At 65.6% G+C, this 23,954-nt stretch carries 18 protein-coding genes and 2 tRNA genes; 13 read left to right on the forward strand and 7 right to left on the reverse strand.

Annotation, left to right across the window (positions count from 1 at the left end; translation table 11 throughout):
- The 5 genes from LQR33_RS08460 to LQR33_RS08480 all read left to right on the forward strand — a co-directional run.
- A partial coding sequence (locus LQR33_RS08460) for a DNA polymerase III subunit gamma/tau C-terminal domain-containing protein (RefSeq protein ID WP_331282863.1) occupies positions 1 to 649 on the forward strand: 649 nt, incomplete at its 5' end.
- Between the two features lie 5 nt (positions 650 to 654).
- Positions 655 to 981: a YbaB/EbfC family nucleoid-associated protein gene (locus LQR33_RS08465; RefSeq protein ID WP_046157513.1), complete on the forward strand. Its 327-nt coding sequence runs from the start codon at positions 655 to 657 to the stop codon at positions 979 to 981.
- Between the two features lie 40 nt (positions 982 to 1,021).
- A complete protein-coding gene (locus LQR33_RS08470; protein WP_166438555.1) occupies positions 1,022 to 1,465 on the forward strand; it encodes a hypothetical protein in 444 nt (147 codons plus the stop codon).
- Positions 1,466 to 1,523: 58 nt separating this feature from the next.
- The gene (recR, locus tag LQR33_RS08475; protein WP_166438554.1) at positions 1,524 to 2,120 is read left to right on the forward strand and encodes a recombination mediator RecR; all 597 of its coding nucleotides are present in this window, start codon (positions 1,524 to 1,526) and stop codon (positions 2,118 to 2,120) included.
- A gap of 268 nt (positions 2,121 to 2,388) precedes the next feature.
- A complete protein-coding gene (locus LQR33_RS08480; protein ID WP_231179081.1) occupies positions 2,389 to 3,189 on the forward strand; it encodes a class I SAM-dependent methyltransferase in 801 nt (266 codons plus the stop codon).
- Positions 3,190 to 3,243: 54 nt separating this feature from the next.
- Here LQR33_RS08480 and lolA read toward each other — a convergent pair whose 3' ends face one another.
- From lolA to LQR33_RS08495, 3 genes are all read right to left on the reverse strand, one after another.
- Positions 3,244 to 3,864, reverse strand: coding sequence for an outer membrane lipoprotein periplasmic chaperone LolA (gene lolA, locus LQR33_RS08485; RefSeq protein ID WP_205692393.1), 621 nt, complete (start codon positions 3,862 to 3,864; stop codon positions 3,244 to 3,246).
- A 102-nt stretch (positions 3,865 to 3,966) separates the two neighbouring features.
- The gene (locus LQR33_RS08490) at positions 3,967 to 5,091 is read right to left on the reverse strand and encodes a hypothetical protein (protein ID WP_166438552.1); all 1,125 of its coding nucleotides are present in this window, start codon (positions 5,089 to 5,091) and stop codon (positions 3,967 to 3,969) included.
- A 143-nt stretch (positions 5,092 to 5,234) separates the two neighbouring features.
- On the reverse strand, positions 5,235 to 6,827 hold the full coding sequence (locus LQR33_RS08495) for an NAD+ synthase (protein ID WP_231468344.1): 1,593 nt from the start codon (positions 6,825 to 6,827) through the stop codon (positions 5,235 to 5,237).
- A 73-nt stretch (positions 6,828 to 6,900) separates the two neighbouring features.
- Here LQR33_RS08495 and LQR33_RS08500 point away from each other — a divergent pair, with 73 nt between their 5' ends.
- The 3 genes from LQR33_RS08500 (at position 6,901) to LQR33_RS08510 (ending at position 8,320) form a co-directional block, all read left to right on the forward strand.
- Entirely contained in the window at positions 6,901 to 8,028 is a 1,128-nt protein-coding gene (locus LQR33_RS08500; RefSeq protein WP_205692392.1) for a GNAT family N-acetyltransferase, read from the forward strand.
- Between the two features lie 58 nt (positions 8,029 to 8,086).
- A tRNA-Ser gene (locus LQR33_RS08505) sits at positions 8,087 to 8,177 on the forward strand.
- Positions 8,178 to 8,229: 52 nt separating this feature from the next.
- Positions 8,230 to 8,320 (forward strand) — tRNA-Ser (locus tag LQR33_RS08510).
- 135 nt (positions 8,321 to 8,455) lie between these two features.
- Here the strand turns inward: LQR33_RS08510 and LQR33_RS08515 are convergent.
- The gene (locus tag LQR33_RS08515) at positions 8,456 to 8,908 is read right to left on the reverse strand and encodes a MarR family winged helix-turn-helix transcriptional regulator (protein WP_231468346.1); all 453 of its coding nucleotides are present in this window, start codon (positions 8,906 to 8,908) and stop codon (positions 8,456 to 8,458) included.
- A gap of 571 nt (positions 8,909 to 9,479) precedes the next feature.
- On the opposite strand from LQR33_RS08515, the gene LQR33_RS08520 reads away from it, so the two are divergent.
- The 4 genes from LQR33_RS08520 (at position 9,480) to LQR33_RS08535 (ending at position 19,638) form a co-directional block, all read left to right on the forward strand.
- On the forward strand, positions 9,480 to 10,991 hold the full coding sequence (locus LQR33_RS08520; protein WP_231468348.1) for a tyrosinase family protein: 1,512 nt from the start codon (positions 9,480 to 9,482) through the stop codon (positions 10,989 to 10,991).
- Between the two features lie 67 nt (positions 10,992 to 11,058).
- Positions 11,059 to 11,535: a hypothetical protein gene (locus LQR33_RS08525; protein WP_166438547.1), complete on the forward strand. Its 477-nt coding sequence runs from the start codon at positions 11,059 to 11,061 to the stop codon at positions 11,533 to 11,535.
- Positions 11,536 to 11,844: 309 nt separating this feature from the next.
- A complete protein-coding gene (locus LQR33_RS08530; RefSeq protein ID WP_221665217.1) occupies positions 11,845 to 14,295 on the forward strand; it encodes a GGDEF/EAL-containing response regulator in 2,451 nt (816 codons plus the stop codon).
- Positions 14,296 to 14,379: 84 nt separating this feature from the next.
- Positions 14,380 to 19,638, forward strand: a complete 5,259-nt coding sequence (locus LQR33_RS08535) for a PAS domain S-box protein (protein WP_231468350.1) — start codon at positions 14,380 to 14,382, stop codon at positions 19,636 to 19,638.
- Positions 19,639 to 19,666: 28 nt separating this feature from the next.
- On the opposite strand, the gene LQR33_RS08540 is transcribed toward LQR33_RS08535, so the two are convergent.
- Both LQR33_RS08540 and LQR33_RS08545 read right to left on the reverse strand, forming a co-directional pair.
- Positions 19,667 to 21,970 carry an FdhF/YdeP family oxidoreductase gene (locus LQR33_RS08540; RefSeq protein WP_231468352.1) on the reverse strand — a complete coding sequence of 768 codons (2,304 nt, stop codon included), beginning with the start codon at positions 21,968 to 21,970 and terminating at the stop codon, positions 19,667 to 19,669.
- A 143-nt stretch (positions 21,971 to 22,113) separates the two neighbouring features.
- Positions 22,114 to 22,395, reverse strand: a complete 282-nt coding sequence (locus tag LQR33_RS08545; RefSeq protein ID WP_231468354.1) for a helix-turn-helix domain-containing protein — start codon at positions 22,393 to 22,395, stop codon at positions 22,114 to 22,116.
- Positions 22,396 to 22,510: 115 nt separating this feature from the next.
- On the opposite strand from LQR33_RS08545, the gene fdhD reads away from it, so the two are divergent.
- A complete protein-coding gene (fdhD, locus tag LQR33_RS08550) occupies positions 22,511 to 23,323 on the forward strand; it encodes a formate dehydrogenase accessory sulfurtransferase FdhD (RefSeq protein ID WP_231468355.1) in 813 nt (270 codons plus the stop codon).
- Positions 23,324 to 23,329: 6 nt separating this feature from the next.
- On the opposite strand, the gene mobA is transcribed toward fdhD, so the two are convergent.
- Entirely contained in the window at positions 23,330 to 23,926 is a 597-nt protein-coding gene (gene mobA / locus LQR33_RS08555; RefSeq protein WP_231468357.1) for a molybdenum cofactor guanylyltransferase MobA, read from the reverse strand.
- Between the last annotated feature and the right edge of the window lie 28 nt (positions 23,927 to 23,954).

Raw genomic sequence — 23,954 nt, forward strand, 5'->3', positions numbered from 1 at the left:
GCCGGAGCCCGAACCCGCGCCCCGGCCGCAGCCGGTTGCGGCGGAGTCGACTCCGCCGGCGCAGCCCAAGCCGGAAATCCAGCCTGAGCCGCGTTTGCCGCCGGCGCCGGTTCAAGTTGCGTCCGCGCCCGAGGCCGCCGTTCAGGAGGCGGAGGACGAGCGCGACGAGGAGGAGATCGTCGACGCGCCGTGGTCCGACGACGACGCGATGCCGGCCTACATGCAGCAACCGCCGCTTGAGGACGAGCCATCCAGCTACAGCTTCGACGGCGATTGGCAGCGGCTGGTCGCCGATCTGGGCATCAAGCTTGGCGCCGCGCGGATGCTGGCGCATAACGCCGTGCTGAAGAGTTGGAGCCAGGACCGCCTGGAGCTGGCGGTGCCCGAGAGCTTCCGCCATATGAGCGGACGCGATTATCAGGAAAAACTCAAAGCCGCGCTGGCCGAACGCTTCGGCCACGCGGTGGATCTCGCGGTGACGGTGGAAGAGCTGGGGATGGAAACCCCGGCGATGACCGACGCCAGGCTGCGCCAGGAGCAGCTGGCCGTCGCCCGCGAGTGCATGCAAAACGATCCGGTGGTGCAGCAGGTGGTGCGCGAGTTCGGCGCCACGCTGCTCATCGAGACCATTCAACCCGTACAGGAGTGACCGCGATGTTCGGTAAAGCTGGTATCGCCGGCCTGATGAAACAGGCCCAGCAAATGCAGGAAAACATGAAGAAGGCCCAGGAAGAGCTGGCCCTGGTGGAAGTGGAAGGCCAGTCCGGCGCCGGCATGGTGAAGGTTCTGATGACCTGCTCCCACGACGTCAAGCGCGTCGCCATCGACGACAGCGTGCTGGACGACAAGGAGATGCTGGAAGACCTGATCGCCGCCGCGTTCAACGACGCAGTGCGCAAGGTCGAGTCGACCACCCAGGAGCGGATGTCCGGCTTCACCAACGGCCTGAACCTTCCGGCCGGGATGAAACTCCCGTTCTGATCCCAGGGCCCGGCGACGGGCCTTTTTTGTCGGAGCGGCCGTGTTCGGACACTTCACCTTGCGCAGCCGTCTGCCGCGCCCGCCGGAGGCTGTGTGGGCCGACGCGGTAAGCCGGCGCGGCATCAACGACGAGTTCTTCCCGTGGCTGCGCATGCGGCTGCCGCCGGGTGATCTGCCCGCGCGCCTGGATCAGCCGGCGCGCATCGGCCGCTGCTGGATGCTGTTGCTGGGCTGCCTGCCGGTGGAGTGCGACGAATTGACGCTGCTGCGCCTTGAGCCCGGCGCCTTCGACGAGCGCTCGAGCATGCTGGGGCAGCGCGTCTGGTGGCATCGCCGCCGGGTGAGGGCGGTGGCCGGCGGCTGCGAGGTGGTGGACCGGGTGGCGTTCCAGCCGCGTTGCGCCTGGATGCTGCCGGTGTGCCGGCCCTTGTTCCGGCTGGTGTTCGGCTGGCGCCATTATCGGCTGCGCCGGCGCTATCGCTGATTTTGATGATTTCCGATCGCGGCCGTCTGGCCGCTTTTCCCAGGTTGATGCCGTGTCGATGAAGAATCCTCCCGCGCTGGAGCAATTGATCTCCGCGTTGAAAGTGTTGCCGGGCGTGGGGCCGAAAACCGCGCAGCGGATGGCGTTCCATCTGCTGCAGCGGGACAAGCTGGGCGCCGACAAGCTGGCGCGCGCGCTGGACCGGGCGCTGACCCAGCTCACTCATTGCCAACGCTGCAATACCTTCAGCGAGGCCGAGTTGTGCCCGATCTGCGCCGACGAGGCGCGCCGGCAGGACCAGCTGTGCATCGTCGAGATGCCGGCCGACCTGATGATGCTGGAGCAGGCCAAGTGCTTCGAAGGCCTGTATTTCGTGCTGATGGGGCGGATATCGCCGCTGGACAACATCGGCCCCAAAGACCTGCATCTGGACAAGCTGCTGACGCGGGCCTTGGACGGGCGGGTGAGCGAGATCGTGATCGCCACCAATTTCACCGCCGAGGGCGAGGTGACGTCCCACATGCTCAGCGAGCTGTTCAAGGAGCGCGGCCTGACGGTGACCCGCATCGCGCGCGGCATGCCGGTGGGGGGCGAGCTGGAGTATGTCGATCTGGGCACGCTGGCGCAGGCAGTGTACGAACGCCGCGGCGTGTAAGCCGGCATTGTCTTGTCATGGCCGCTTCGCTAGAATCGGCTCTTCCCACCCCGATTTCATCCTCAGGAGTCCTGTCGAAATGAACAAGTGATGCCTGGATGTCTCCGCATCCCCGATTCGTTCCGCCGTCCGGCGCGTGCGAGCGTGCGCATTGCTTGTTTTCGACAATCCGTTCCGGATCCTTCCTGTCCCGCTTGAGTCTGGCATGGGCGGTTTCCGCGCAGCGCGCGCGTCGGCATTGATTTTCCTTTCCTCAATGGAGGGCAAGATGCCCGATGCCGTTCAACAACACGATGTTTTCCATTACAACCAGGCCGCCTGGGATCGCCAGGCGCGCGCCGACTGCGAGTGGTCGCGGCCGGTGGACGCCGCCGCCATCGCCGAGGCCAGGCAGGGCCGCGTGCTGGCCAAATTGACGCCGGGGCCGTTGCCGGCCGGTTGGCTGGACGATGCGCTCGGCCTGGATATTCTGTGCCTGGCGTCCGGCGGCGGGCAGCAAGGGCCGCTGCTCGCCGCCGCCGGCGCGCGGGTGACGGTGCTGGACGCGTCGGCCGAACAGCTGGCGCGCGACCGCGAGGTGGCCGAGCGCGAGAACCTGGCGCTGCGGCTGGAACAGGGCGATATGCGGGATCTGTCGCGCTTCGCCGACGCGAGCTTCGATTGTGTGTTCCACCCGATCTCCAATCTTTACGTGCCGGACGTGGCGCCGGTGTGGCGCGAGTGCCATCGCGTGCTGAGGCCAGGCGGGCGCTTGCTGGCCAGCTTCTACAACCCGGCGGTGTTCGTCGCCGACCGCGATCCAGCGCTGATGGAGCAGGGCTTGATCCGGCCGCGATTCGCCATCCCGTACGCCGATCCCGCGCATTTGTCCGAGGCCGAGCTGGCGGCGAAGCGAACGAGGGGCGAGGCGCTGGTGTTCGGCCATAGCTTGGCCGAGCTGATCGGCGGGCAGGTGGCGGCCGGCTTTCTGATCGCCGGTTTTCACGAGGACTGGCAGCCGCGGCCGCGTTTCCTGATCGACCGCTATCTGCCCACCTTCATCGCCACCCGGGCGCTCAAGCCGGCGTGACGCGCGAAAAAAAGCCCGCCGGGAACGGCGGGCTTTTTCACTAGGGGCGCGGGATCAGTCGCCGCTGACCACATCCACGCCCTTGGGCGGAACGAAGGCGAAGCGGGAGGCAGGCAGCGCGGCGTTCTGCTGCGGCTTGCTGAACACGATGCGGGTGTCGTTGCCGAAGCTGTCGGTCAGCTGCATTTCCACCAGCATATTGTTCTTGAAGCCCATGCGGATGGCGCTGAAGGTGTTATCCTGCTTTTTCGGGCTGGCGGCTAGCCATTCCAGCTCGCCCTGCTTGCCGGCCTCATTCAGCTTGTAGCTGCGCTCGATTTCGTTGCTGCCGGCCAAGAGAGCGGCCGGGCTGGAGCCCAGCGCGGCGCCCTGGGCCTTGCGCGTGGCCTGGGCCAGGTCCTGGTCGTAGATCCACAGCGTCTTGCCGTCGCCGATGATCAGCTGCGAGTAGGGTTTGCTGTATTCCCAGCGGAATTTGCCGGGGCGGGCTATTTCCAACCGGCCGCTGGCTTCCTCGCGCTTGCCCTTGTTGGTCACGGTCTGGCTGAAATCGGCGGACAGCGTCTTGCTGCCGGAGACGAAGGCCTTGAGCTGGGCGACGGCCGAAGCCTGGGCCGGCGCGGCCAGGGAGGCTGCGATGGCGGCGGCGGCCAGCATAGTAAAAAACGGTTTCATGGCGTCAATGTCCTCGCGGGCGGTGCGGGCCGGAATCAAAAACAGTAGGACCGGAACGGAGCCGGCCCGGTTCATCGCCGGGCCGGGCGATTGTGTTGGCGATTATTGCGCGCGGCGGGCCTTGCGCTTCTTCTTGGACTTGGCCTGGGGTTGGGCCGCTTGAGCCTGAGGCTCGGCGGCCGCCGCGGCCGCCGGGGCTTCGGCATGCTCGCCGGGCAGCAGCTTGTCGGTGTCCTTCAGCCAGTCCGGCATGTCCAGCTTGTCGAAGTCGACGATGTCGTTTTCGCTCAGCTGGTAAACGAATTGCGGCTTGCCGTAATGGCTGTAGCGCACATTGACGTAGGCGTCGCCGCTGAACTCGGGCGCTTCGACGTGGACTTTCTGGCGCAGGGCCAGCAGGTCGCCGCCGCGGCTGGCGTAGATGTCGCTGACGGTGCGGCTCTTGTCGCCGCTGGCCGGGTCGAGCTTGACCAGGCTCTGCACCAGGCGAATCATCGCCTCGGCGCCGGACTTGTCGTCAGGCTGCTTGGCCTGTTCTCGCGCCACCTTGGCCAGACCGTCCAGCATCTGCAGGGTCAGCTTTTGCTCCTGTTCCCGGCTCAGATCCATCCGCAGCTTGTAATGCGCGCCGATTTCGCCGGCGTAGGCATCCAGCGGCTGGAAGCTGAACGCCTGCTTGTCCGCCTGGGCGTAGGCATCGTCGATGATTTTCGGCATCGCCTGGTACATGGCCTTCAGCGGAATCTGGCTGGCCATTTCGGCCGGCAGTTTGGCGCGGATGAATTTGCCGGATTGCTTGCGCAACGAGGGCAGGAACAGGTCGACGGCGGACGGGTCCACCAGCAGCGACATGTCCTGAGCGTGGAATTGCAGCGGGACCTTGATGCTGGCCAGCAGGTTGCGTCGCTCGAAGCGCAGCTCCGGAATGGCTTCCACCCTGCCGTTCGGCGCGTCGACCGCGCCGCTGACGTTGACGCGCACGGCGCGGCCTACCTGATCTATGGTGTCGGCGATGTCGGGCTGGGCCAGCTTGGAGTCGCGGTCGGTGAAGACCAGTTTGTCGAAACCGATCTGGGCGTCGAAGTTGTAGCTGGCGTTCTGCCAGTTCTGCAGCATCACCTTGCGGGTGGCTTCGTCGGGCGTCTTGCCGGCCAGGGGCGTGGCGCAGCCTGTGAGCAGGGCGAGGGAGGAAAGGGCGGCGGCGGCCGCCAGTTTCATGCGGGTCATTGTGGTCAAGGTCCTGTTAATGTCCATGGTGCGCGATCTTGGCGGATCGTCTGGGTATTCCGGGATTATATCGCAGCCGCAATGGCTATGCGTTTGACCTGCGCGCGCGGCGGACGGCGGCCAGGCGGCCGCCCGGGCGAGCGTCAGCTGAATTTGTTGGCGATCGGGTAGCGCCAGTCCTTGCCGAAGCCGCGCGGGGTGACGCGCGGGCCCACTGGCGCCTGGCGGCGCTTGTATTCGTTGATCTTCAACAGCCGCACCACGCGGTTCACGTCCGCCTCGGCGTAGCCGGCGGCGATGATGTCGGCGGCCGACTGGTTGTCCTCGACGTAGCGCGCCATGATGGCGTCCAGAATCTCGTACGGCGGCAGGCTGTCCTGGTCCTTCTGGTCGGGACGCAGCTCGGCCGACGGCGGGCGGGTGATGATGCGTTCCGGGATCACGTCGGACACGGTGTTGCGCCAGCGGCAGAGCTCGAACACCAGGGTCTTGGCCACGTCTTTCAGCACGGCGAAGCCGCCGGCCATGTCGCCGTACAGCGTGCAGTAGCCGGTGGTCATCTCGGACTTGTTGCCGGTGGTCAGCACCAGCTTGCCGCTCTTGTTGGACAGCGCCATCAGCAGCGTGCCGCGGATGCGGGCCTGCAGGTTCTCCTCGGTGGTATCCATCTCCAGACCCTGGAACGACGTCGCGAGCGCGGCCATGAAGCTTTCGTACATCGGCCAGATTTCGATCTCGTCGTACTTGACGCCCAGGCGGGCGATCATGTCGCGGCTGTCGGTCACGGAAATATCGGCGGTGTAGCGCGACGGCATCATCACCGCGTGCACCTTGTCGGCGCCCAGCGCGTCCACAGCCACCGCCAGCGTCAGCGCGGAGTCGATGCCGCCGGACAGGCCCAAGAGCGCGCCGGGGAAGCCGTTCTTGCCGATGTAGTCGCGCACGCCGACCACCAGCGCGCGGTAGACGCTTTCCAGCATGTCCGGCAGCGCGGCGCGCTTGCCGGGCTGGAAATCGCCGTCGGCGAAGTCGACCAGCAGAAGCTCGTCGTCGTAGGCCGCGGCCTGGGCGACCACGTCGCCCGCCTTGTTCAGCGCGAACGAGGCACCGTCGAACACCAGCTCGTCCTGGCCGCCGGTCATCTGCACGTAAGCGATGGGCAGGCCGGTTTCCTCGACGCGGAAGCGCGCCATCTGCTGGCGGGTTTCGATCTTGTCGCGGTGGAAGGGCGAGGCGTTGAGCGCCACGATCAGCTCGGCGCCGGCGTCGGCGGTTTCCGCCGCCGGCTCCAGGTGCCAGATGTCTTCGCAGATCAGCACGCCCACCTTGACGCCGTTCTGCTCGAACACCAGCGGCGCGGCGCCCGGGGTGAAGTAGCGGCACTCGTCGAACACTTCGTTATTGGGCAGCTGCATCTTGTGATACTGGCCCAGTCGGTTGCCGTCGCGCAGCACGGTGGCGGCGTTGAAGCGCTCATTGCCTATCTTGGTCGGATGGCCGACGATCACGGTGATGCCGTCCAATTGCTCGATGATATCCAAGCCACGCGCCACTTCGCGATAGAAGCTGTCGCGCAGCAGCAAGTCTTCCGGGCTGTAACCTGTCAGCGCCAGCTCCGGCGTCAGCAGGATGTCCGCGCCCTGGGCCATGGCCGCGTTGGCGAGGTCGACGATTTTTTTGGCATTGCCGGCGATGTCGCCGACTACGGGGTTGAACTGGGCGAGTGCGATACGCATCTTGAGAGGGCACCGATGATTCTTGATCGTTCGATTTTACCTGAAGATGGCGTCCGCCCAGAAAGGAAAAGCATTGCAGCTGCAACTGTATGACGGCGTGGCCGCCATCGCGCAACCAGCGTGGCCGGCCGGCGAGGGCGCGGGGGTGTTCGTCGGCCGCGAATGGCTGACGGCGCTGGAGGAAACCGGCTGCGTCGGCGGCGAGACGGGTTGGCGGCCGCTGCCGCTGGCTTTGGAGCGCGACGGGCGGACGGTAGGGTTGGCGCCGGCTTATCTGAAGCGGCACAACCGCGGCGAGTACGTGTTCGATTGGTCCTGGTCCGAGGCTTACGCCCGCGCCGGGCTGGACTATTACCCGAAGCTGGTGGTGGCCTCGCCGTTCACCCCGGTGACAGGCAGCCGGCTGCTGGGCGGCGCGGACGAGCAGGCGCATTTGATCGACGGCTTGCGGCAACTGGTGGACGATAATGGCCTGTCGTCGGCCCATGTGCTGTTCCCGACCGAGGACGAGGCCGGCCGGTTGCGGGAAGCCGGCTGGCTGTTGCGCGACGGCGTGCAGTTTCATTGGCGCAACCGGGATTACGCCGATTTCGACGATTTCCTCGCCACGCTGAGCCGCGACAAGCGCAAGAAGATACGCCAGGAGCGGCGCAAGGTGGCGGATGTCGGCGTGATGGTGCGCGCGCTGGATGGTGGCGATATCGCCGCGGCGGATTGGGAGCTGTTTTTCCGTTGCTACCGGCAGACCTATCTGGAGCACGGTTCTTTGCCTTATCTGAACCTGGATTTTTTCCGGCGGATAGGCGAGAGGCTGGCCGGGAATTGCGTGATGTTCATCGCCAGCCGGGAAGGGCGCGGCATCGCCGCCAGCCTGTGCGTGCGGGACGGAGACGCGTTGTACGGCCGCTACTGGGGCGCGCTGGAGGAGGTGCCCTGCCTGCATTTCGAGCTGTGCTATTACCAAGGGCTGGAGTACGCCATCCACCAGGGGCTGGAGACGTTCGAGGGCGGCGCCCAGGGCGAGCACAAGCAAGCCCGCGGCTTCGAGCCGGAGCGGACGGTTTCCGCCCACTACATCGCGGATTCGCGCTTTCGCTCGGCCATCGCCGATTGGCTGCGGCGCGAACGCGAAGGTGTGGCTGATTATGTCGATCAGTTATTTTCCCATTCGGCTTATAAAACACTTGCGCGGGATGAGTAGGGCTTATATACTGCGCAGCCTCTGTGAACGAAACGCCCAGCGTATCGATACAGGGTCTGGAGAGGTGGATGAGTGGTTTAAGTCGCACGCCTGGAAAGCGTGTTTAGGTTAATAGCCTAACGGGGGTTCGAATCCCCCCCTCTCCGCCAGAATTCATTACGGAATCGCCTGGCGGTTTCGACAATTTAGCAAGACACCTCCGGAGAGGTGGATGAGTGGTTTAAGTCGCACGCCTGGAAAGCGTGTTTAGGTTAATAGCCTAACGGGGGTTCGAATCCCCCCCTCTCCGCCAAATTAAAAAGCCCCGACTGGTCGGGGCTTTTTACTTTTCCGCCGCTAGAAAATCGGCCGGCTTTCTTCATGCCGGCGATGGCGACGTCCAAGGCCCGTATGACGGCGGCGACGATCATGCCGCGGCGCGGCCCATTCATTTAGATACTAGTTCGCTCAGATTGCCGTGCACCTTTCGCAGCAACGCTTGCAGCTGCTTGGCCTCGCCGGCGTCCAGGCCTTGCTGAGCCTGGCGCTGCAACTCATCTCCCAAGGCCATTGCCGATTTGAGCGCGTCGTAGGCCGGCGGCAGCAGCTCGATGCGGTTGACGCGGCGGTCGTTGAGGCAGGGTACCCGCTTCAGCCAGCCGGCTGTCTGCATCCGGTCGCACAGGGTCGCCACGCCCATCGGGGTCAGATCCAGGCGGTCCGCCAGTTCCACCTGCGACAGGCCGCCCTCGCCCTCATGCGCAGCCAGCGCGCCCAGTAGCCGGCATTGCGCCAGCGACAGTCCCAGTTGCTGCCGCGCGCGCAGATCGAAAAGGCGGCCGTACAGGCGGCCGGTATCGCTGACGAGAAAGCCGAAGCGTTCGGTGAGTCGCAGTTTCATAACGACATAAATAATAAACCAGATTATTGCTTATACATGAATCCGCTTGCCGATGCCAAGCTTTGCCGCTGGATTATCGCCAGCTGAAAACTCAAATCCGCCATCCCACCATCGGAAAATGAATCGGCGTTATCCGCGTGTTCGAACTGCGATTGAAACCACGCATCAAATGAATCGCGGCGTCTCAGCCAATTGATGCGCGGAGTCTGTCCACACGCCTCATTCCAGTCATTTTTCGCTCGAAACGGTGGAAGCAGGATGTCTCCTTTGCGCTATCCAGCATATTGCGGCGCGGAATAACTCGCAAGCGGAGGCGGTTTGCCTGTTTTATGTCGGGCTTTCAGGCCAGGCTTGGTTCTGTTTTAAGTGTTGCTCCGGATTGCGAGCCGAGCAGCGGACATCTAATCAGGATAATGCCAGCAAGGAATAAAACGGCCCGTTTGTCCATCGCGGCTCATATTTTTCCTGGCGTCCCTTGCAATCTCATCCACTTTCCCGCCGCGGCAGAGCGGCATTGCGCACGAACGCGCGAGCGCGGGTCCGTGACCATGATCCGCATCTGGGAGGAAACATGTCCAATTTGAATCGTCGCCAATTGCTGAAGGGCGGAGCCATCGTCTTCGGCAGCCTCGCCTTGTTCGAACCCTCGCTGGCGCGCTTGCTGCGCCTGAGCCGGGGCACCCGCTACAATGTCGCCAGCCCGCAGGGCAAGGCGATGCTGGAGATCTACGCGGGGGCGGTCAAGAAAATGATGGACCCCGCGCTGTATCCGGAGGGCAATCCGCTGAACTGGATATTCCAGTGGTACACCCATTTCGTGCGGGGGGACCGGACCAAGCTGCAGGAGCTGAACCGGGTCTATCCGTCGCCGTCGGCGAACCGGACGCTGGCGGAAAAGATGTGGAATACCTGTCAGGCCCATAGCTCAGGGCAGCGCGAGGATTTCTTCCTGCCTTGGCACCGGATGTTCATCACTTATTTCGAAGACATCATCCGCCAGGTGTCTGGCAGGCATGATTTCACGCTGCCATATTGGGACTACACCGATCCCAATCAGCAAGTGCTGCCGATTGAATTCCGCCGGCCCGGCGATCCGGTCTGGGGCTCGTTGTATCGCGCGACCCGCTGGCCTGGCACCAATGCGGGCAAGAATGTCACCGATGGGCGCAGCGCGCTGACTTTGGACTGCATGAAGTCCAATCTGTATTCCGGCTCGGCCGGCGACGCGGGCTTCTGCGCGAACACGGACATGAATCCGCATGGCGCGCTGCATGTCGATGTCGGCAACAGCCAGGGCATGGCTCAGGTGCCGTGGGCGGCGAACGATCCTATTTTCTGGATTCACCATTGCAATATCGACCGGATCTGGGCCAGTTGGAACCTTGCCGGCGGCAAGAATCCTTCCGATGCTCCCTTCCTCAATCAGCAATTCGTTTTTGCGTCGCCGACTGGCGCCGCGGTGGTCGCGACGGTCAAAAATTACCTGTCGCTTCCCAAGAGTGCCTATTCCAGCTATGTCTCGCGGCCGCCGGGCAGCCTGCCGTTCCCGCTCAAGCTGGTATTGCCCAAGGCCGAGCTGGCCATGCGCCTGGAGAGCTTCGCGAGCGAAGCCGCAGGTCTGGTGAGGTTGGGGAATGCGCCGGTCACCGTCAGCCTGGGCGACACGAAGTCTACATCCGCGTCCGCGCCGCGAGTGGAGATGCTGTCGAGCCGGCTGGGCGCGCTCGGCAAGCAGTCCAGCCTGTTCCTGCGTTTTGAAGGCCTGTCCGCCCACGGGGCCGTCAACGGCGTTTACAGCGTTTATGTCCACACCGGCGACGCGCCAGCGGCGGATGCGCGGGGGCCGGGCTTCGTGGGTCAGATCAATTTCTTCAGCGCGGCCGGAACCCATCAGCATGATGGCGAGAGTACCGGCAATATCCCGGACAAGAAGGCGTTCAGCTTCCTGCTGAGGGCGGATACGCGCGCCTGGCTGCAAAAGAATGGCGGAGGCGAACCCCAGGTTACGCTGGTGCCCACGGAGCCTTCCGGCAATGACGAGGCGATGCCGACAATAGACAAGATAGCGCTGGTGGCATCGTGACGAGGCGCGGCGCGGCCAGGGTGGCTAGCGGCCGTGCCGCCGCCGAGCGTCGGGGAGGGCGCGGCATATGGGCTTGAAAACGCGTTTCGCTTGCGCCGCCTTGGGATTGGCCTTGTCTGGCTCATCGCAAGGCGACTCGGCGGGCATGCGCTTGCTGGGGAAATACGATGGCGGCGGTCGAGGGGTGGAGATAGGCGCCGATGCGGTTCGCGTTTCGATTCCGCTGGATGCGCGGGCCTGCCATGGGGCGGGGAGGCGCCTCACTTTGTACCTCAGGGGGCTAAGAGCGGACGAAGGGCCGCATCCCGGTTACCGGGTGCTGTTGGTCCGGCGCGGCGCGCGCTCGCCTGGCGAGCCGGTCGGCGAGTTCAATTTTTACGGCAGCGGGCCCGGCACTCGACGGGATGTCAGTTTCGAGCTGGCGCCTGGGCTTCTGGCAAACCGCCAGGGCCCATGCGCGGTTCGTCTGCTGCTGCAAGCGGCGGGACCGGCTGAAAAGGCCGGCAGGGCCGCCATCGACAGTCTGGAAGTATGGCGCCAGTGAGCCGCGCCGCTGGCTCCGGTCTGGCCGGCGGCCTGGACATCCCGTCGGCGCTTGCGTTCAGGTGTCGTCCCGCGCTGTAAGCGCTCTCTTCCGTAATAGTACGTATCAGGATGGCGGCTTGGCGCGAGCCAAGGTTTTGCGCGCGTCAGCGGGCGGAAATGCTGGGCCGGATTGGACTTTCTCCTAACCTTAGCCCCATAGCATAACTACAATGAATTTCGTAAAGCGGGAAATTTGACCAGCAAGCCGGCATGCTGGATGCGGGGCACCGATGTCCGCATCCAGCTGCCGCTGTCACAGGGAAGCGAGATGTTCAATGACTTGCGACGCGAGCAGGCGAGCATCCTGATCGTCGACGATGTGGCAAGCAATATTCATGTGATCAGGGAGGCGGTGCAAGGCCTGGGAGAGGTGCGCTTTGCCACCAGCGGCAAGGCGGCTTTGGAAATCGCCCAGAAGAGCGCGCCGGACGTGATCCTGCTCGACATCGAGATGCCGGGCATGGATGGTTACGAGGTTTGCCGGGCGATCAAGGAGTCCTCCCGGTTGCGGGATATTCCGGTGATCTTCGTCACCTCCCACGATCAACGCGAGCATGAGCTGCAGGCGCTGAGCCTGGGCGGCGTCGACTTCCTGCACAAGCCGCTGAACGTGCCGGTGGCGCGGGCGCGGATCCAGACCCACCTGGCGCTGCAGATGCGTACCCGGCAACTGGCGCGGGTCAAGAAGGACTTGGCCGACGTGCTGCAGCATCTGCCGGCCTTCGTGGCGCACTGGAACCGCGATCTGTGCTGCCAGTTCTGCAACGACATCGCCGGACAATGGTTTGGCGTCGCCGCCGCCACCATGCGCGGCATGCACGTGCGCAAAGTGCTGGGCGAGGCCAATTACGGTGCCATCGAGGAGCATTTGAAGGACGTGATGCGCGGCAACTGCCCGTCGTTCGATCTGAGTTTCGTCCGGCGCGAGGGTGGGCTGCTGTTCGGCCAGGTGTCGCTGGTGTTCCGCCCGGACGAGGACGGTCAGCCGGGCTTTCTGATGCTGATCACCGACGTCACCGAGCGCAAACGGGCGGAACTGGCGCTGCGCGACGAAAAAGAGCGCATCCGCATCACGCTGAACTCCATCGGCGACGCGGTCATCGCCACCGACGCCAGTGGCAACATCACTTTCCTCAATCCCATCGCCGAGGACATGACGGGCTGGCAGGCCAAGGAGGCGCTGGGCGAGCCGGTGGAAAAGATCATGCCGCTCAGGGAAAGCTCCCAGGGGCACGCGATGTTCAATCCGATCCGGCTGGTTCTGTCCGAGCAGCGCTCGGTAGGCATGGCGATGAACTGCGCGCTGATGCGCCGGGACGGCCAGTTGCTGGAGCTGGAGGACTCCGCTTCTCCCATCCTGGATCACGCGGGCAAGCTGACCGGCGCCATTATTGTGTTCCACGATGTCAGCGAGGCCCGGGCGATGGCGGTGAAGATGACCCATCTGGCCCACCATGACGCGCTGACCAATCTGCCCAACCGGATGCTGCTGCAAGACCGCACGCAACAGGCGTTGCAGCAGGCGGCCCGGGCTGGAGACAGGCTGGGGCTGTACATCCTGGACCTTGATCATTTCAAGGTGATTAACGATTCGATGGGGCATACGGTCGGCGATCAGTTGCTGCTGCAGGTAGCCCTCCGGCTGCAGGCCGTGCTGCGCCCCTGCGACACCGTCAGCCGCCAAGGCGGCGACGAGTTCATCGTCTTGGTGCCGGGCTTGGGGGGCATAGAGCAGGCGGGCGCGATGGCGGACAAGATGCTGAAGGCCATCGCCGAGCCTTACCTGCTCGATGGCAGCCGCTACGATCTTTCCGGCAGCATAGGCGTCAGCCTGTATCCGGACGACAGCAAGGACCAGGAGGAGCTGTACCGCCACGCCGACGCCGCGATGTACCGCGCGAAGCAGGAAGGGCGCAACCGCTACCGCTTCTTTTCCGCCGAAATAGAAGAGGCTTTGCTGACGCGGCAGGCACTGGAGCGGCATATCCGGATGGGCGCCGAGCAGGGCGGCTTCCTGGTCTACTACCAGCCCAAGGTGGATGCGCGCGACGGCAGCGTGGTGGGCCTGGAGGCGTTGCTGCGCTGGCGCAACGACAGGGACGAGATCGTGTCCCCGGCCCATTTCATACCGTTGGCGGAGGAGACGGGCCTGATCGTGCCGCTGGGCTTGTTCGTTCTGCGGCAGGCTTGCCTGGACGGGAAGCGCTGGCTGGATGCCGGACGCCGCTTGCGGATAGCGGTCAACGTGTCGGCGGTACAAGTGACCGAGTCGGATTTCTGCGATACGGTGAGACGGACGCTGAAGGAAACCGGCATGCCGGCCGAGCTGTTGGAGCTGGAAATCACCGAGGGCGTGCTGGCCCAGGACGTCGAGCGGACGATGAGCGTGCTGGCCGAGCTCAAAAGCCTGGGCGTTTCCATCGCCATCGACGATTTCGGCACCGGCTATTCCAGCCTGTCCTATCTGAAGTTGTTCCCGCTGGATGTGCTGAAGATAGACCAGAGCTTCATCCGCGACATGCTGGATGACCGCCACAGCGCGGCCATCGTCGCCGCCATCGTCAGCATGGCGCAGGGCATGAGGCTGCGCCTGGTGGCCGAGGGCGTGGAGCGGGAGGAGCAGGCCAGCGAGCTCCTCCGGCTGGGCTGCCACATCATGCAGGGCTTTCTCTACGGCAGGCCGGAGCCGGTCGCCGAAATCGACAGGTGCTTCGCCTGACGTCCGGCCTTTCCGATGCTTCCTGCGCGCGGACGGCGCCCGGCTGGCGTGGCCATGATTTGAAGATACCCCTGGGAGCATGCCTTGAACGGACATTGCGACTCGTCTGCCTGGATGAAAAAGCCGTTGTTGCCCACGCCTGCCGCCGCATTGCTGCTGTTGTCGCTGGGCGCCGTGTTGAGCTTGTTGCTGGGGTGGAAGGTCGCGCTCGACAACCGCGCGCGGGTGGAGTCCGAGCTGCAGCGGGAGGCCCGGCAGTTGGGCGCGGAGGTGGCGGCCCGCATCGGGCTCTACCAGTATGGCTTGAACGGCGCGCGCGGCGTGCTCGCCAGCAACGGCGAGCATGGCATCAGCCGCGCGCGTTTCCGAACCTATGTCCAAAGCCAGGATGCCTCCATCAAATACCCCGGCCTGCTAGGCTTCGGTTATATCCGCCGGGTGCCGCAGCAGCAGGTGGCCGGTTTCGAGCGGCGGGAGCGCGAAGACGGCGTGCCGGATTTCACCGTCCATCAGCTGCGGCCGCATGAGGGCGAGCGCGCGGTTATCGTTTATTTCGAGCCGGATCGAGGAGATCGCTCCGCCATCGGTCTGGACATCGCTTCCGAGCCCGGCCGGCGGGCGGCGGCCGAATCTTCTATGCGGGGCGGGCAGGCCCGGCTGAGCGAGCCCATTGCCTTGATGCCGCATCCGGAGGATAAGGCGCAGGCTTTCCTGCTGTTGCTGCCGGTGTATGGCGGCGGAGTGATGCCCGCCACCGAGGAGGGGAGACTGCGGGCGGGTTTCGGCTGGGTGTTCTCGCCGATACGCGCCCGCGACGCGATGGCGGGGGTGATGGATGATCTGCCGGGCGTGGCCGTGGAGCTGGCGGATGTGACCGATGGCCGGGCGGTGGCTTTTTTCAGCGGCGGTGCCGGCGTGACCCGGGTTATTGCGACAGCCTCTGCCCAGCGGCAATTGTTCGGACGCGATTGGCGACTCACGCTGAAGGCCGGCCCCGCCTTTGTCGACAGCCTGCGGCTGCCCAGCGCCACCCAGGCCGCGCTGGACGGCCTGGGCGCAAGCATTCTGGCCAGCCTGCTGGCGCTGGTGGTGGGGCGCAACCGCCAGCGGCGCCTTGAACTGCGGGCGGCGCAAAATCGGCTGGCTGCCATCGTCGAGGGCTCGGTGGACGCCATCATCAGCAAGACGCTGCTGGGGGTGGTCACCAGTTGGAACCACAGCGCCGAGCGCCTGTTCGGTTACCGGGCCGACGAGGCGATAGGCCGGCCGCTGGCCGAGCTGATCGTGCCGGCGGACCGGAAGGGGGAGGAGACGGACATCCTGAAGCGGATTGCGAACGGCGAGCGGATCGAGCACTTCGAAACGGTGCGCCAACGCAAGGATGGGGTTTTGCTGAATGTGTCGGTATCGGTGTCGCCGGTGCAGAACGAGGCCGGGCAGATCGTCGGCGCGTCCAAAGTGCTGAGGGATCTCAGCGAGCAGAAACGGATCAAGACCGAGCTGCAGACCCTGAGCGACAATCTGGAGCGGCAGGTGGCCGACCGCACGGCGGAGCTGGACAAGGCCTGGCGCACCTTGCAGACGGTGCTGGACGCGGTGCCGTTCATCATCGGCTACTGGGACCGCAACCAGATCAACCGCGTGGCCAACCGGGCGTATCAGACCTGGTTCGGCGTGGACCACGGCGAGCTGCCCGGACGGTCCATGAAATCCTTGCTGGGCGATGAGCTGTATCAGGCCAACCGCCCCCACGCGGAGGCAGCCTTGCGCGGAGAGCCGCAGGTTTTCGAGCGGAGAATTCCAGGGCCGGACGGTGTGGTGCGCCATTCGCTGATCCAGTATCTGCCCGATGTCGTGGATGGCGGGATCAAGGGTTTTTACGCCATCGTGCAAGACATTTCCGAGCAGGTGGAGAGCCGAGGCCGTCTGACCGCAGCGTTACGGGAGCGCGATCTGCTGCTGAACACCATCAACCAGCAGCTGCTGTATTCGGCGACCGACACCGATGGGCGCATTCTGGAAGCCAATGACCTGTTCTGCATGGCCCACGGCTACAGCCGCGAGGAGTTGCTGGGGCAGGACCACCGCAAGCTGAGCGCCAGCGTGCATCCGGTGCTGTTCTGGCAGTCGCTGTGGCACACCATAGGCTCGGGCCGGGCATGGCGAGGCGAGATCTGCAACCGGACCCGGGACGGCAGGCTGCGCTGGTTCGACACGGTGATCGTGCCCCATGCCGGCGATAGCGGCCGCATCGAGCGCTATATCGCGCTGCGCATCGACATCACCGAGCGGCGCCTGGCCGATGCCGAACTCGCCCGGGTGCACCGGCTGCTGACCAATGTGCTGCGCGCGGCGTCTGAGGTGGCCATCATCGCCGCCGACGTGCGCGGCGTGGTGTCGCTGTTTAATAGCGGCGCGCAGCGCATGCTTGGCTATTCGGAAGACGAGTTGGTGGGGCAGGCGATGCTGACCCGTTTCCATCTGGCGGAAGAGTTGAACGAGCACGGCGAGGAGCTGAGCGCGCGCTATGAGCGCCGGGTGGAAGGGCTCCGCGCCCTGGTGCAGGAGCCGGAGGCCGCAGGCGCGGAAACGCGGGAGTGGACCTATGTCCGCAAGGACGGCACCCATCTGCAAGTGTCCTTGATGGTGACCGCGATGCGTGACAGCGACGAACTGGTGGTCGGTTACCTGGCCATCGCCGCCGACATCACAGTCCAGCAGCGGCAGCAGCGCGAGCTGGTCGCCGCCAGAGACCAGATGCAGTTGGCTTCGGAGGTGGCGCAGCTGGGCATCTGGAGCTGGTCTCCCGCCGACAACCAGCTGAGCTGGAACGCGCGGATGTTCGAAATTTACAGCCAGCCCCCTGAATTGGCCCTGGGAGGGCTGGAATACCGGCATTGGCGCGATCGAGTGCATCCGGAGGACGTGGACGACATGGAGGCCGGACTGCGAGAGCTGCTGGCCGGCGGGGATACGATGGATCGGGTGTTCCGGGTGGTGCATCCGGACGGCGAGGTCCGCCACGTGCAAGTTGGCGCCCGCCTGGAGCGCCACGGCGACGGAGTGAGGATCACCGGCATCAACCGCGACATCAGCGAGAGCCGCGCCTACGAGCAAAAGCTGTTGGAGGCCAAGAGCCTGGCCGAGCAGGCCAGCGTGGCGAAGAGCCAGTTCCTCGCCAATATGAGCCATGAGATCCGCACGCCGATGAACGCGGTGCTGGGCTTGCTGCAATTGATGCAGCACACCCGGCTGGACGAGCGCCAGCTCGACTATGTTGACAAAATCCAGGCGGCGGCCAAGTCGTTGTTGGGCTTGCTGAACGATATTCTGGATTTTTCCAAGATGGATGCCGGCAAGCTGCAATTGGATCTGCATCCATTCGAGCTGGAAGGCTTGATGCGCGAACTGGCGGTGGTGCTGTCGGGCAATACCAGCGACAAGGACGTCGAGGTGCTGTTCCGCATGGAGCCGACGCTGCCCTCCGTGCTGGTTGGCGACCGATTGCGGCTGCAGCAGATACTGATCAACCTGGCCGGCAACGCGCTGAAGTTCACCAACCAGGGGCAGGTGGTGATCTCGGTGCGCGAGTCGTCGCGCGACGGCGGAGAGGTCAGCCTGCGCATCGAGGTCAGCGATACCGGCATCGGCATAGCGCCGGAGCAGCTGGCGCGCATCTTCGAAGGTTTCACCCAGGCAGAGGCGTCCACCACGCGGCGCTTCGGCGGCACTGGCCTGGGCCTGGTGATCAGCAGGCGGCTGGTGGAGCTGATGGGCGGCCAATTGCAGGTGGAAAGCCAATTCGGCTGCGGCAGCCGCTTTTGGTTCGACCTGACCCTGGGGATGGTCGCTGGGGAACCGTTGGCCCAGGTCCCGGCCGAGCAGCTGGGGCCGCTGGCCGTTCTGGTGGTGGACGACAACCCGCTGGCGGGCGAGATCCTGATGGACACCATATCCACCGTCGGCTGGCAGGCCGAGTACGCCGACGGCGGCGAGGACGCGCTGGAAAAAGTGCACCGTGCCGAAGAGGCGGGGCGGCTTTACGACGTGGTGTTGATGGATTGGCGGATGCCCGGCCTGGACGGCGTCGGCGTCGCCGAAGTGATGCGGCAGCAGCTGTCGCGCGACAAGCCGCCGGTGATCATCATGGTGACGGCTTTCGGGCGCGAGGTGCTGGCCGAGGCGGCGGACAGGCCCAACCCGCCGTTCAGCGATTTCCTGACCAAGCCGATCACGCCGCAACAGCTGGTAGACGCAGTGGTCCGCTCGGTGAGCGGCGAAGCTCGGGTGAGCAGGGAGGAGGCGCGGCCGGCGTCGATCCGCCGCTTGGCCGGCATGCGCATCCTGCTGGTGGAGGACAACGCGCTCAATCGGCTGGTGGCGTCGGAGCTGCTGCAAGAGGAGGGCGCGCGGATCAGCCTGGCGGAGGGCGGGCTATCGGGCGTGTCCCAGGCGGTGGGGGCGGATCCGCTGTTCGACATCGTGATCATGGATGTGCAGATGCCGGACATCGACGGCTTGGAAGCCACGCGGCGAATCCGCGCCGATCCGCGTTGCCGGAGTCTGCCCATCCTGGCGATGACCGCCAACGCCTCCCAGGCCGATCGCGCCGCCTGCCTGGAGGCCGGGATGAACGACCATGTCGGCAAGCCTATAGACATCGACGAGCTGGTGCTCAAGCTGTTGGAGCTGAGCGGCCGGGAGGCTGGAGCGGGCGGCGGGCCGCAGCCGGTGCGGGAAACCGTGCCGCGGGATGCTGCGGAAACCGGCGAGCTGGTCGAGTCGCTGCCTTCGCGCCTGCGCCGCTTCGGCAACAAGCTGAGGGTCTACCGGGCCGCGCTATCCACCTTCCGCCCCGAGTGCGACGCGCTGCTGGCCGGCATTGCAGAAAGCGGGCGCGAGGGCGCGCAGCCGGAGCTGGCTTCAGGGCTGCATACTTTGAAGGGTCTCGCGGTGACGCTCGGCGCGCAGGCGCTGAGCCAGCTGGCCGCCGAACTGGAAAAGCGCGCGCGGGCGGGAGGGGCGATAGGCGGCGAAGATCTGGAGCGGCTGCGCGGCTTGTTGAATGACAGCGTGGAGCAGTTGTTCGACAGCCTGCCGGCGGAAGAGGCCAGAAAAACGTCGAAGCCGCTGCCGGCGGCGGATTGGCGGGAGCAGCTGCAGGGCATTCTGGCCTTGCTGGAGGACAACAATCTGGCGGCGATAGATATGGTGGATAAGCTGCTGGACCGGCCGCAGGGCGGCCAGGAGGACGCGGTCCACGAAGTGGCGGCCTATGTGCAGAGCCTGCAGTTCGAGCAGGCGATCGTCATTGTCAGGGAGCTGCTGGCGGAGGCGGGCTGATCCGGCCGCAGATGAGGCCGGATCGCGTTCATGCCGCCGCGCGCCTCAGCAGCACCGGCACTGATTTGGAGGTCGGCGTGTTGGACACATCGGCCACGCTGTCCAGCGGGATCAGCGGATTGGTTTCCGGGAAGTAGGCGCCCAGACAGCCGGACGGGATGTCGTACTCCACCAGCCGGAAGCCGTCGGCGCGGCGTTCGATGCCGTCGTGCCAGACGGTGAAGATGTCCACCCGCTCGCCGTCGGCGAAGCCCAGCCTGACCATGTCCTCCCGGTTGATCAGCAATATCCGGCGCTGGCCGTAGACGCCGCGGTAGCGGTCGTCCAGCGCGTAGATGGTGGTGTTGTATTGATCGTGCGAGCGGGCGGTCATCAACACCATTAATCGGTCGCCGTGCAGCGCGCGGGCGCGGGCGATCGGCGTGTCCTTCTCCAGCGCATTGACGATGAACTGCGCCTTGCCGCTGGGCGTCAGCCAGCGCCGCTCGCGCGAGGCCGGAGTCAGGTGGAAGCCGCCGGGCTTGGCGATGCGGGCATTGAAATCGTGGAAAGCGTCGAATACCTTGGCGATCTCGTCGCGTATCGAGGCGTAGTCGCCGACATGGCCCAGCCAGTCCACTTTGCCGCCGCCCAGCGTCGCGTGGGCGATGCCGGCGACGATGTCGGTTTCCGAACGCAGCTGCGTCGAGGCCGGCGGATTGATGCCGTAGGATAGGTGCACCATGCACATCGAGTCTTCCACCGTTACGCCCTGCGGGCCGGTTTTCTGACGGTCGATCTCGGTGCGGCCCAGTGTCGGCAGGATCAGCGCGTCGCGGCCGTGGACCAGGTGGCTGCGGTTCAGCTTGGTGGAGATCTGCACCGTCAGATCGCAGTTGCGCAGCGCTTCGAAAGTACGCGGCGTGTCCGGCGTGGCCATGGCGAAGTTGCCGCCCAGGCCGAAGAACACCTTGACCCGGCCGTCCAGCATCGCTTTGATGGTGTCCACCGCGTCCAGGCCGTGCTCGCGCGGCGGTTCGAAGCTGTAGACATCGCGCAGGCGGTCGAGGAAGGCCTGGGCCGGCTTGTCCTCGATGCCCATGGTGCGGTCGCCCTGCACGTTGGAATGGCCGCGCACCGGGCACAGGCCGGCGCCGAGGCGGCCGATGTTGCCGCGCATCATCATCAGATTGGACAGCATCTGGATCGCTGCCACGGAGTCGCGGTGCTGGGTCAAGCCCATGCCCCAGGTGGCGATCACCGCCTTGCCCTTCGCGTATATCTGGGCCAGCGTGTCGATGTCCTGGAACGGCACGCCGGAGGCGGCGGCCAGGTCCGGCCAGCTTTCGGCGCGCAGGTCGGCGGCGAAAGCGTCGAAGCCGGCGCAATGCTCGGCCAGGAAGGCCGTATCCAGTACCCGTTCGCCGCCGGCGGCGACAGCCGCGTCGTCCAGCTCCAGCACCCGCTTGGCTACGCCCTTGATCAGCGCGAAGTCGCCGCCCAGCGTCGGGCGGATGAACAGCGAGCTGATGCGGGCGCCGCCGTTGACCAGGTCCAGCGGATGCTGAGGGCTGGCGAAGCGGTCCAGCCCCTTTTCCTTCAGCGGGTTGATCGACACGATGGTCGCGCCGCGCTTGGCGGCGGCGCGCAGCTCGTTCAGCATCCGCGGGTGATTGGTGGCCGGATTCTGGCCGAACACCATGATGGTGTCAGCGTGCTCGAAGTCGTCCAGCACCACCGTGGCCTTGCCCACGCCCACCGTCTGCGGCAGCGCGCGGCTGGACGATTCGTGGCAGAGGTTGGAGCAGTCCGGAAAATTGTTGGTGCCGTACATGCGCACGAACAGCTGGAACAGGAAGGCGGTTTCGTTGCTGGTGCGGCCGGAGACGTAGAACGAGGCCTGGTCCGGATGAGGCAGAGCTTTCAGATGGCCGGCGACCCGCGCGTAGGCGTCATCCCAGCTTATCGGCAGGTAGCGGTCGCTGGCGGCGTCGTAGACCAGCGGCTCGGTCAGGCGGCCGTGCTGTTCCAGCTCGTAATCGCTCTGCTCCAGCAGCTCGGCGACGGTGTGCCGCGCGAAGAAATCGGCGCCGATGCGTTTGGAGGTCGCCTCGGCGGCCACCGCCTTGACGCCGTTTTCGCAGAATTCGAAGGTGGAGGTATGCTCGCGGTCCGGCCAGGCGCAGCCCGGGCAGTCGAAGCCGTCCGGCTGGTTCTGGTGGAACAGCGTCTTGTAACGGCTGCCGGGCACTTTTTCCTTGATCAGCGTGACCGTGGTGCTCTTGAGGGAGTCCAGCCCGCCGGCTGCTTGCGCGTACGGCTGGATGCGTTCGCTGGTCTTGGAATGGCTCATGTCGGGGCGGCTCCTGCTGGAAAGGTGTGGTTCCGGTTTTGCTTTGGATCAAGAGGTGCAAGGATAAAGGATGGCGGCCGCTTGCGGTAGATTCCTTGCGGATGGCGTTTGCTGGCGCGCGGGGCGGCTCCGGCGGGATAATGTCAATTCTGGCCCGACGCGTCGAACCATTCCCGGCAGCAGGCAAGGCCTTCCTCGCTGAGCCAGGCGCGGCCGCGGCCGTTGTCCTGGATTTCCATGCGAGCCAGTTCCAGTTCGGCCAATTGATGCAGGCAGCGCAGCAGCGTGCTCATTCCCAGGCCGGATTGCTTGGCGAGCCGGGCCAGGGACCAGGGCTGGCCGCCGCTTGACGCGGCTCGCCACAGCTGCGCGAGCAGGGCGGCGATATTGGGGTCCAGCTGGGCTATGGGCGGCAGGTCGGTCATGGCGGTCGCGCGGTGTCGGGCGCGCCAGTGTAACCGATGGCGGCGCGGCGAATGGATGGAGTGATGGAATTTTGACGGCGGCCTTCTTTCCGAAGGACGCGAAACGAGGCGACGGATGCGCAAGCAAGACAATGGCGGGACGGAAGAGGGGATGACATCGCTGGCGGTGGTGCGCCACCGCGATGGAGAAATCCGGCCGGACCAGGACCTGGTGGCGGAGGAAACGCCGGTGGCGCTGGTGTTCAATGGCATTTCGCACGCGGTGATGATGGCCACGCCGCTGGATCTTGAGCGGCTGGCGGTGGGATTCGCGCTGAGCGAGGGCATTGTCGGGCGGCGGGCGGAGATTTTCGATGTCGAAGCCGATTTCGTCGCCGGCGGCGCCGAGGTCAGGCTGGAGATCGCTCAGCCGGCTTTCCTGGCCTTGAAGGGCCGGCGCCGCTCGCTGGAGGGCCGCAGCGGCTGCGGCGTGTGCGGCATCGAGAGCCTGGCCTTGCTGGATCTGGCGCCCGGTCCGATGGCGAAGCCGGCCCGTCCCGTGATCGCGGAGGCGGCGGCGATCGCGCGCGCGGCGGCCGAATTACCCGCCCATCAGCGCCTGATGCGGGCGACGGGCTGCGCGCACGCGGCGGCCTGGTGCGGACGCGACGGCGAGGTGAAGGCAGTGTTCGAGGACGTGGGGCGGCACAACGCGCTGGACAAGCTGATAGGCTGGCTGGCGCTGGAGGGGATGGATCCGGGCGACGGCTTCGCGTTCATGTCCAGCCGCGCCAGTTACGAGCTGGCGCGCAAATGCGCCAGGGCCGGGATTCCGCTGCTGGCCACCATTTCCGCGCCCACTTCGCTGGCGGTGGACATCGCGCGCCGCTCCGGCGTCGCGCTGGCCAGCTTCTGTAGGCACAACGGCTTCGTCGAGTACACGGCCTGACGCGGCTCAGCCCTGCGAGGCGGCCGCCAGGTCGTCCGGGGTATTGAGATTGCGGAAGGCTTGCGGCGCGTCGTCGAAGTCCACCATCGCCGCGCCCGCGCGCGCCTGCCATTCCCTGACCTTGCGTCCGCCGCCGCGCAGATAGTCGCGCAGCGAGGGCAGCAAGTCCGCCGAGACCGCCATGCATACAGGGTGCGGATGGCCGCCGCAACGGGCCACGCTGAGCGGGGCTTCGCCGCGCAGCAAGGGCGCCAGCAGCCGCGCCGCCAGGTCGTCCGGGAGGAAGGGCAGGTCGCAGGGGGCGGTCACCAGCCAGCCGCCGCCGCAGGCGGAGAGGCCGGCCTCCAGCCCCGCCAGCGGTCCGCCGCCGGCGAATTCCGGCGCGTCCGCCACCACCCGCCCCAGCACGGCGTAGCGCTCCAGGTTACGGTTGGCGCTGATCAACAAAGCGTCGGCCTGCGGCCGCAGACGCGCGGCCGCCCGCTCGGCCAGCGGCACGCCGTCGAGCGCCACCCATCCCTTGTCTACGCCGCCCATGCGCCGGCCCTCGCCGCCGGCAAGCAAGAGGGCGGTGACGAATTCGTCGGGATGGCTGGCTGGCATGGCGATTTTCCTGTAGTGGAATGAAAAC

It is taken from the genome of Chromobacterium piscinae (genome assembly GCF_021129175.1).
GTDB lineage: Bacteria > Pseudomonadota > Gammaproteobacteria > Burkholderiales > Chromobacteriaceae > Chromobacterium > Chromobacterium piscinae.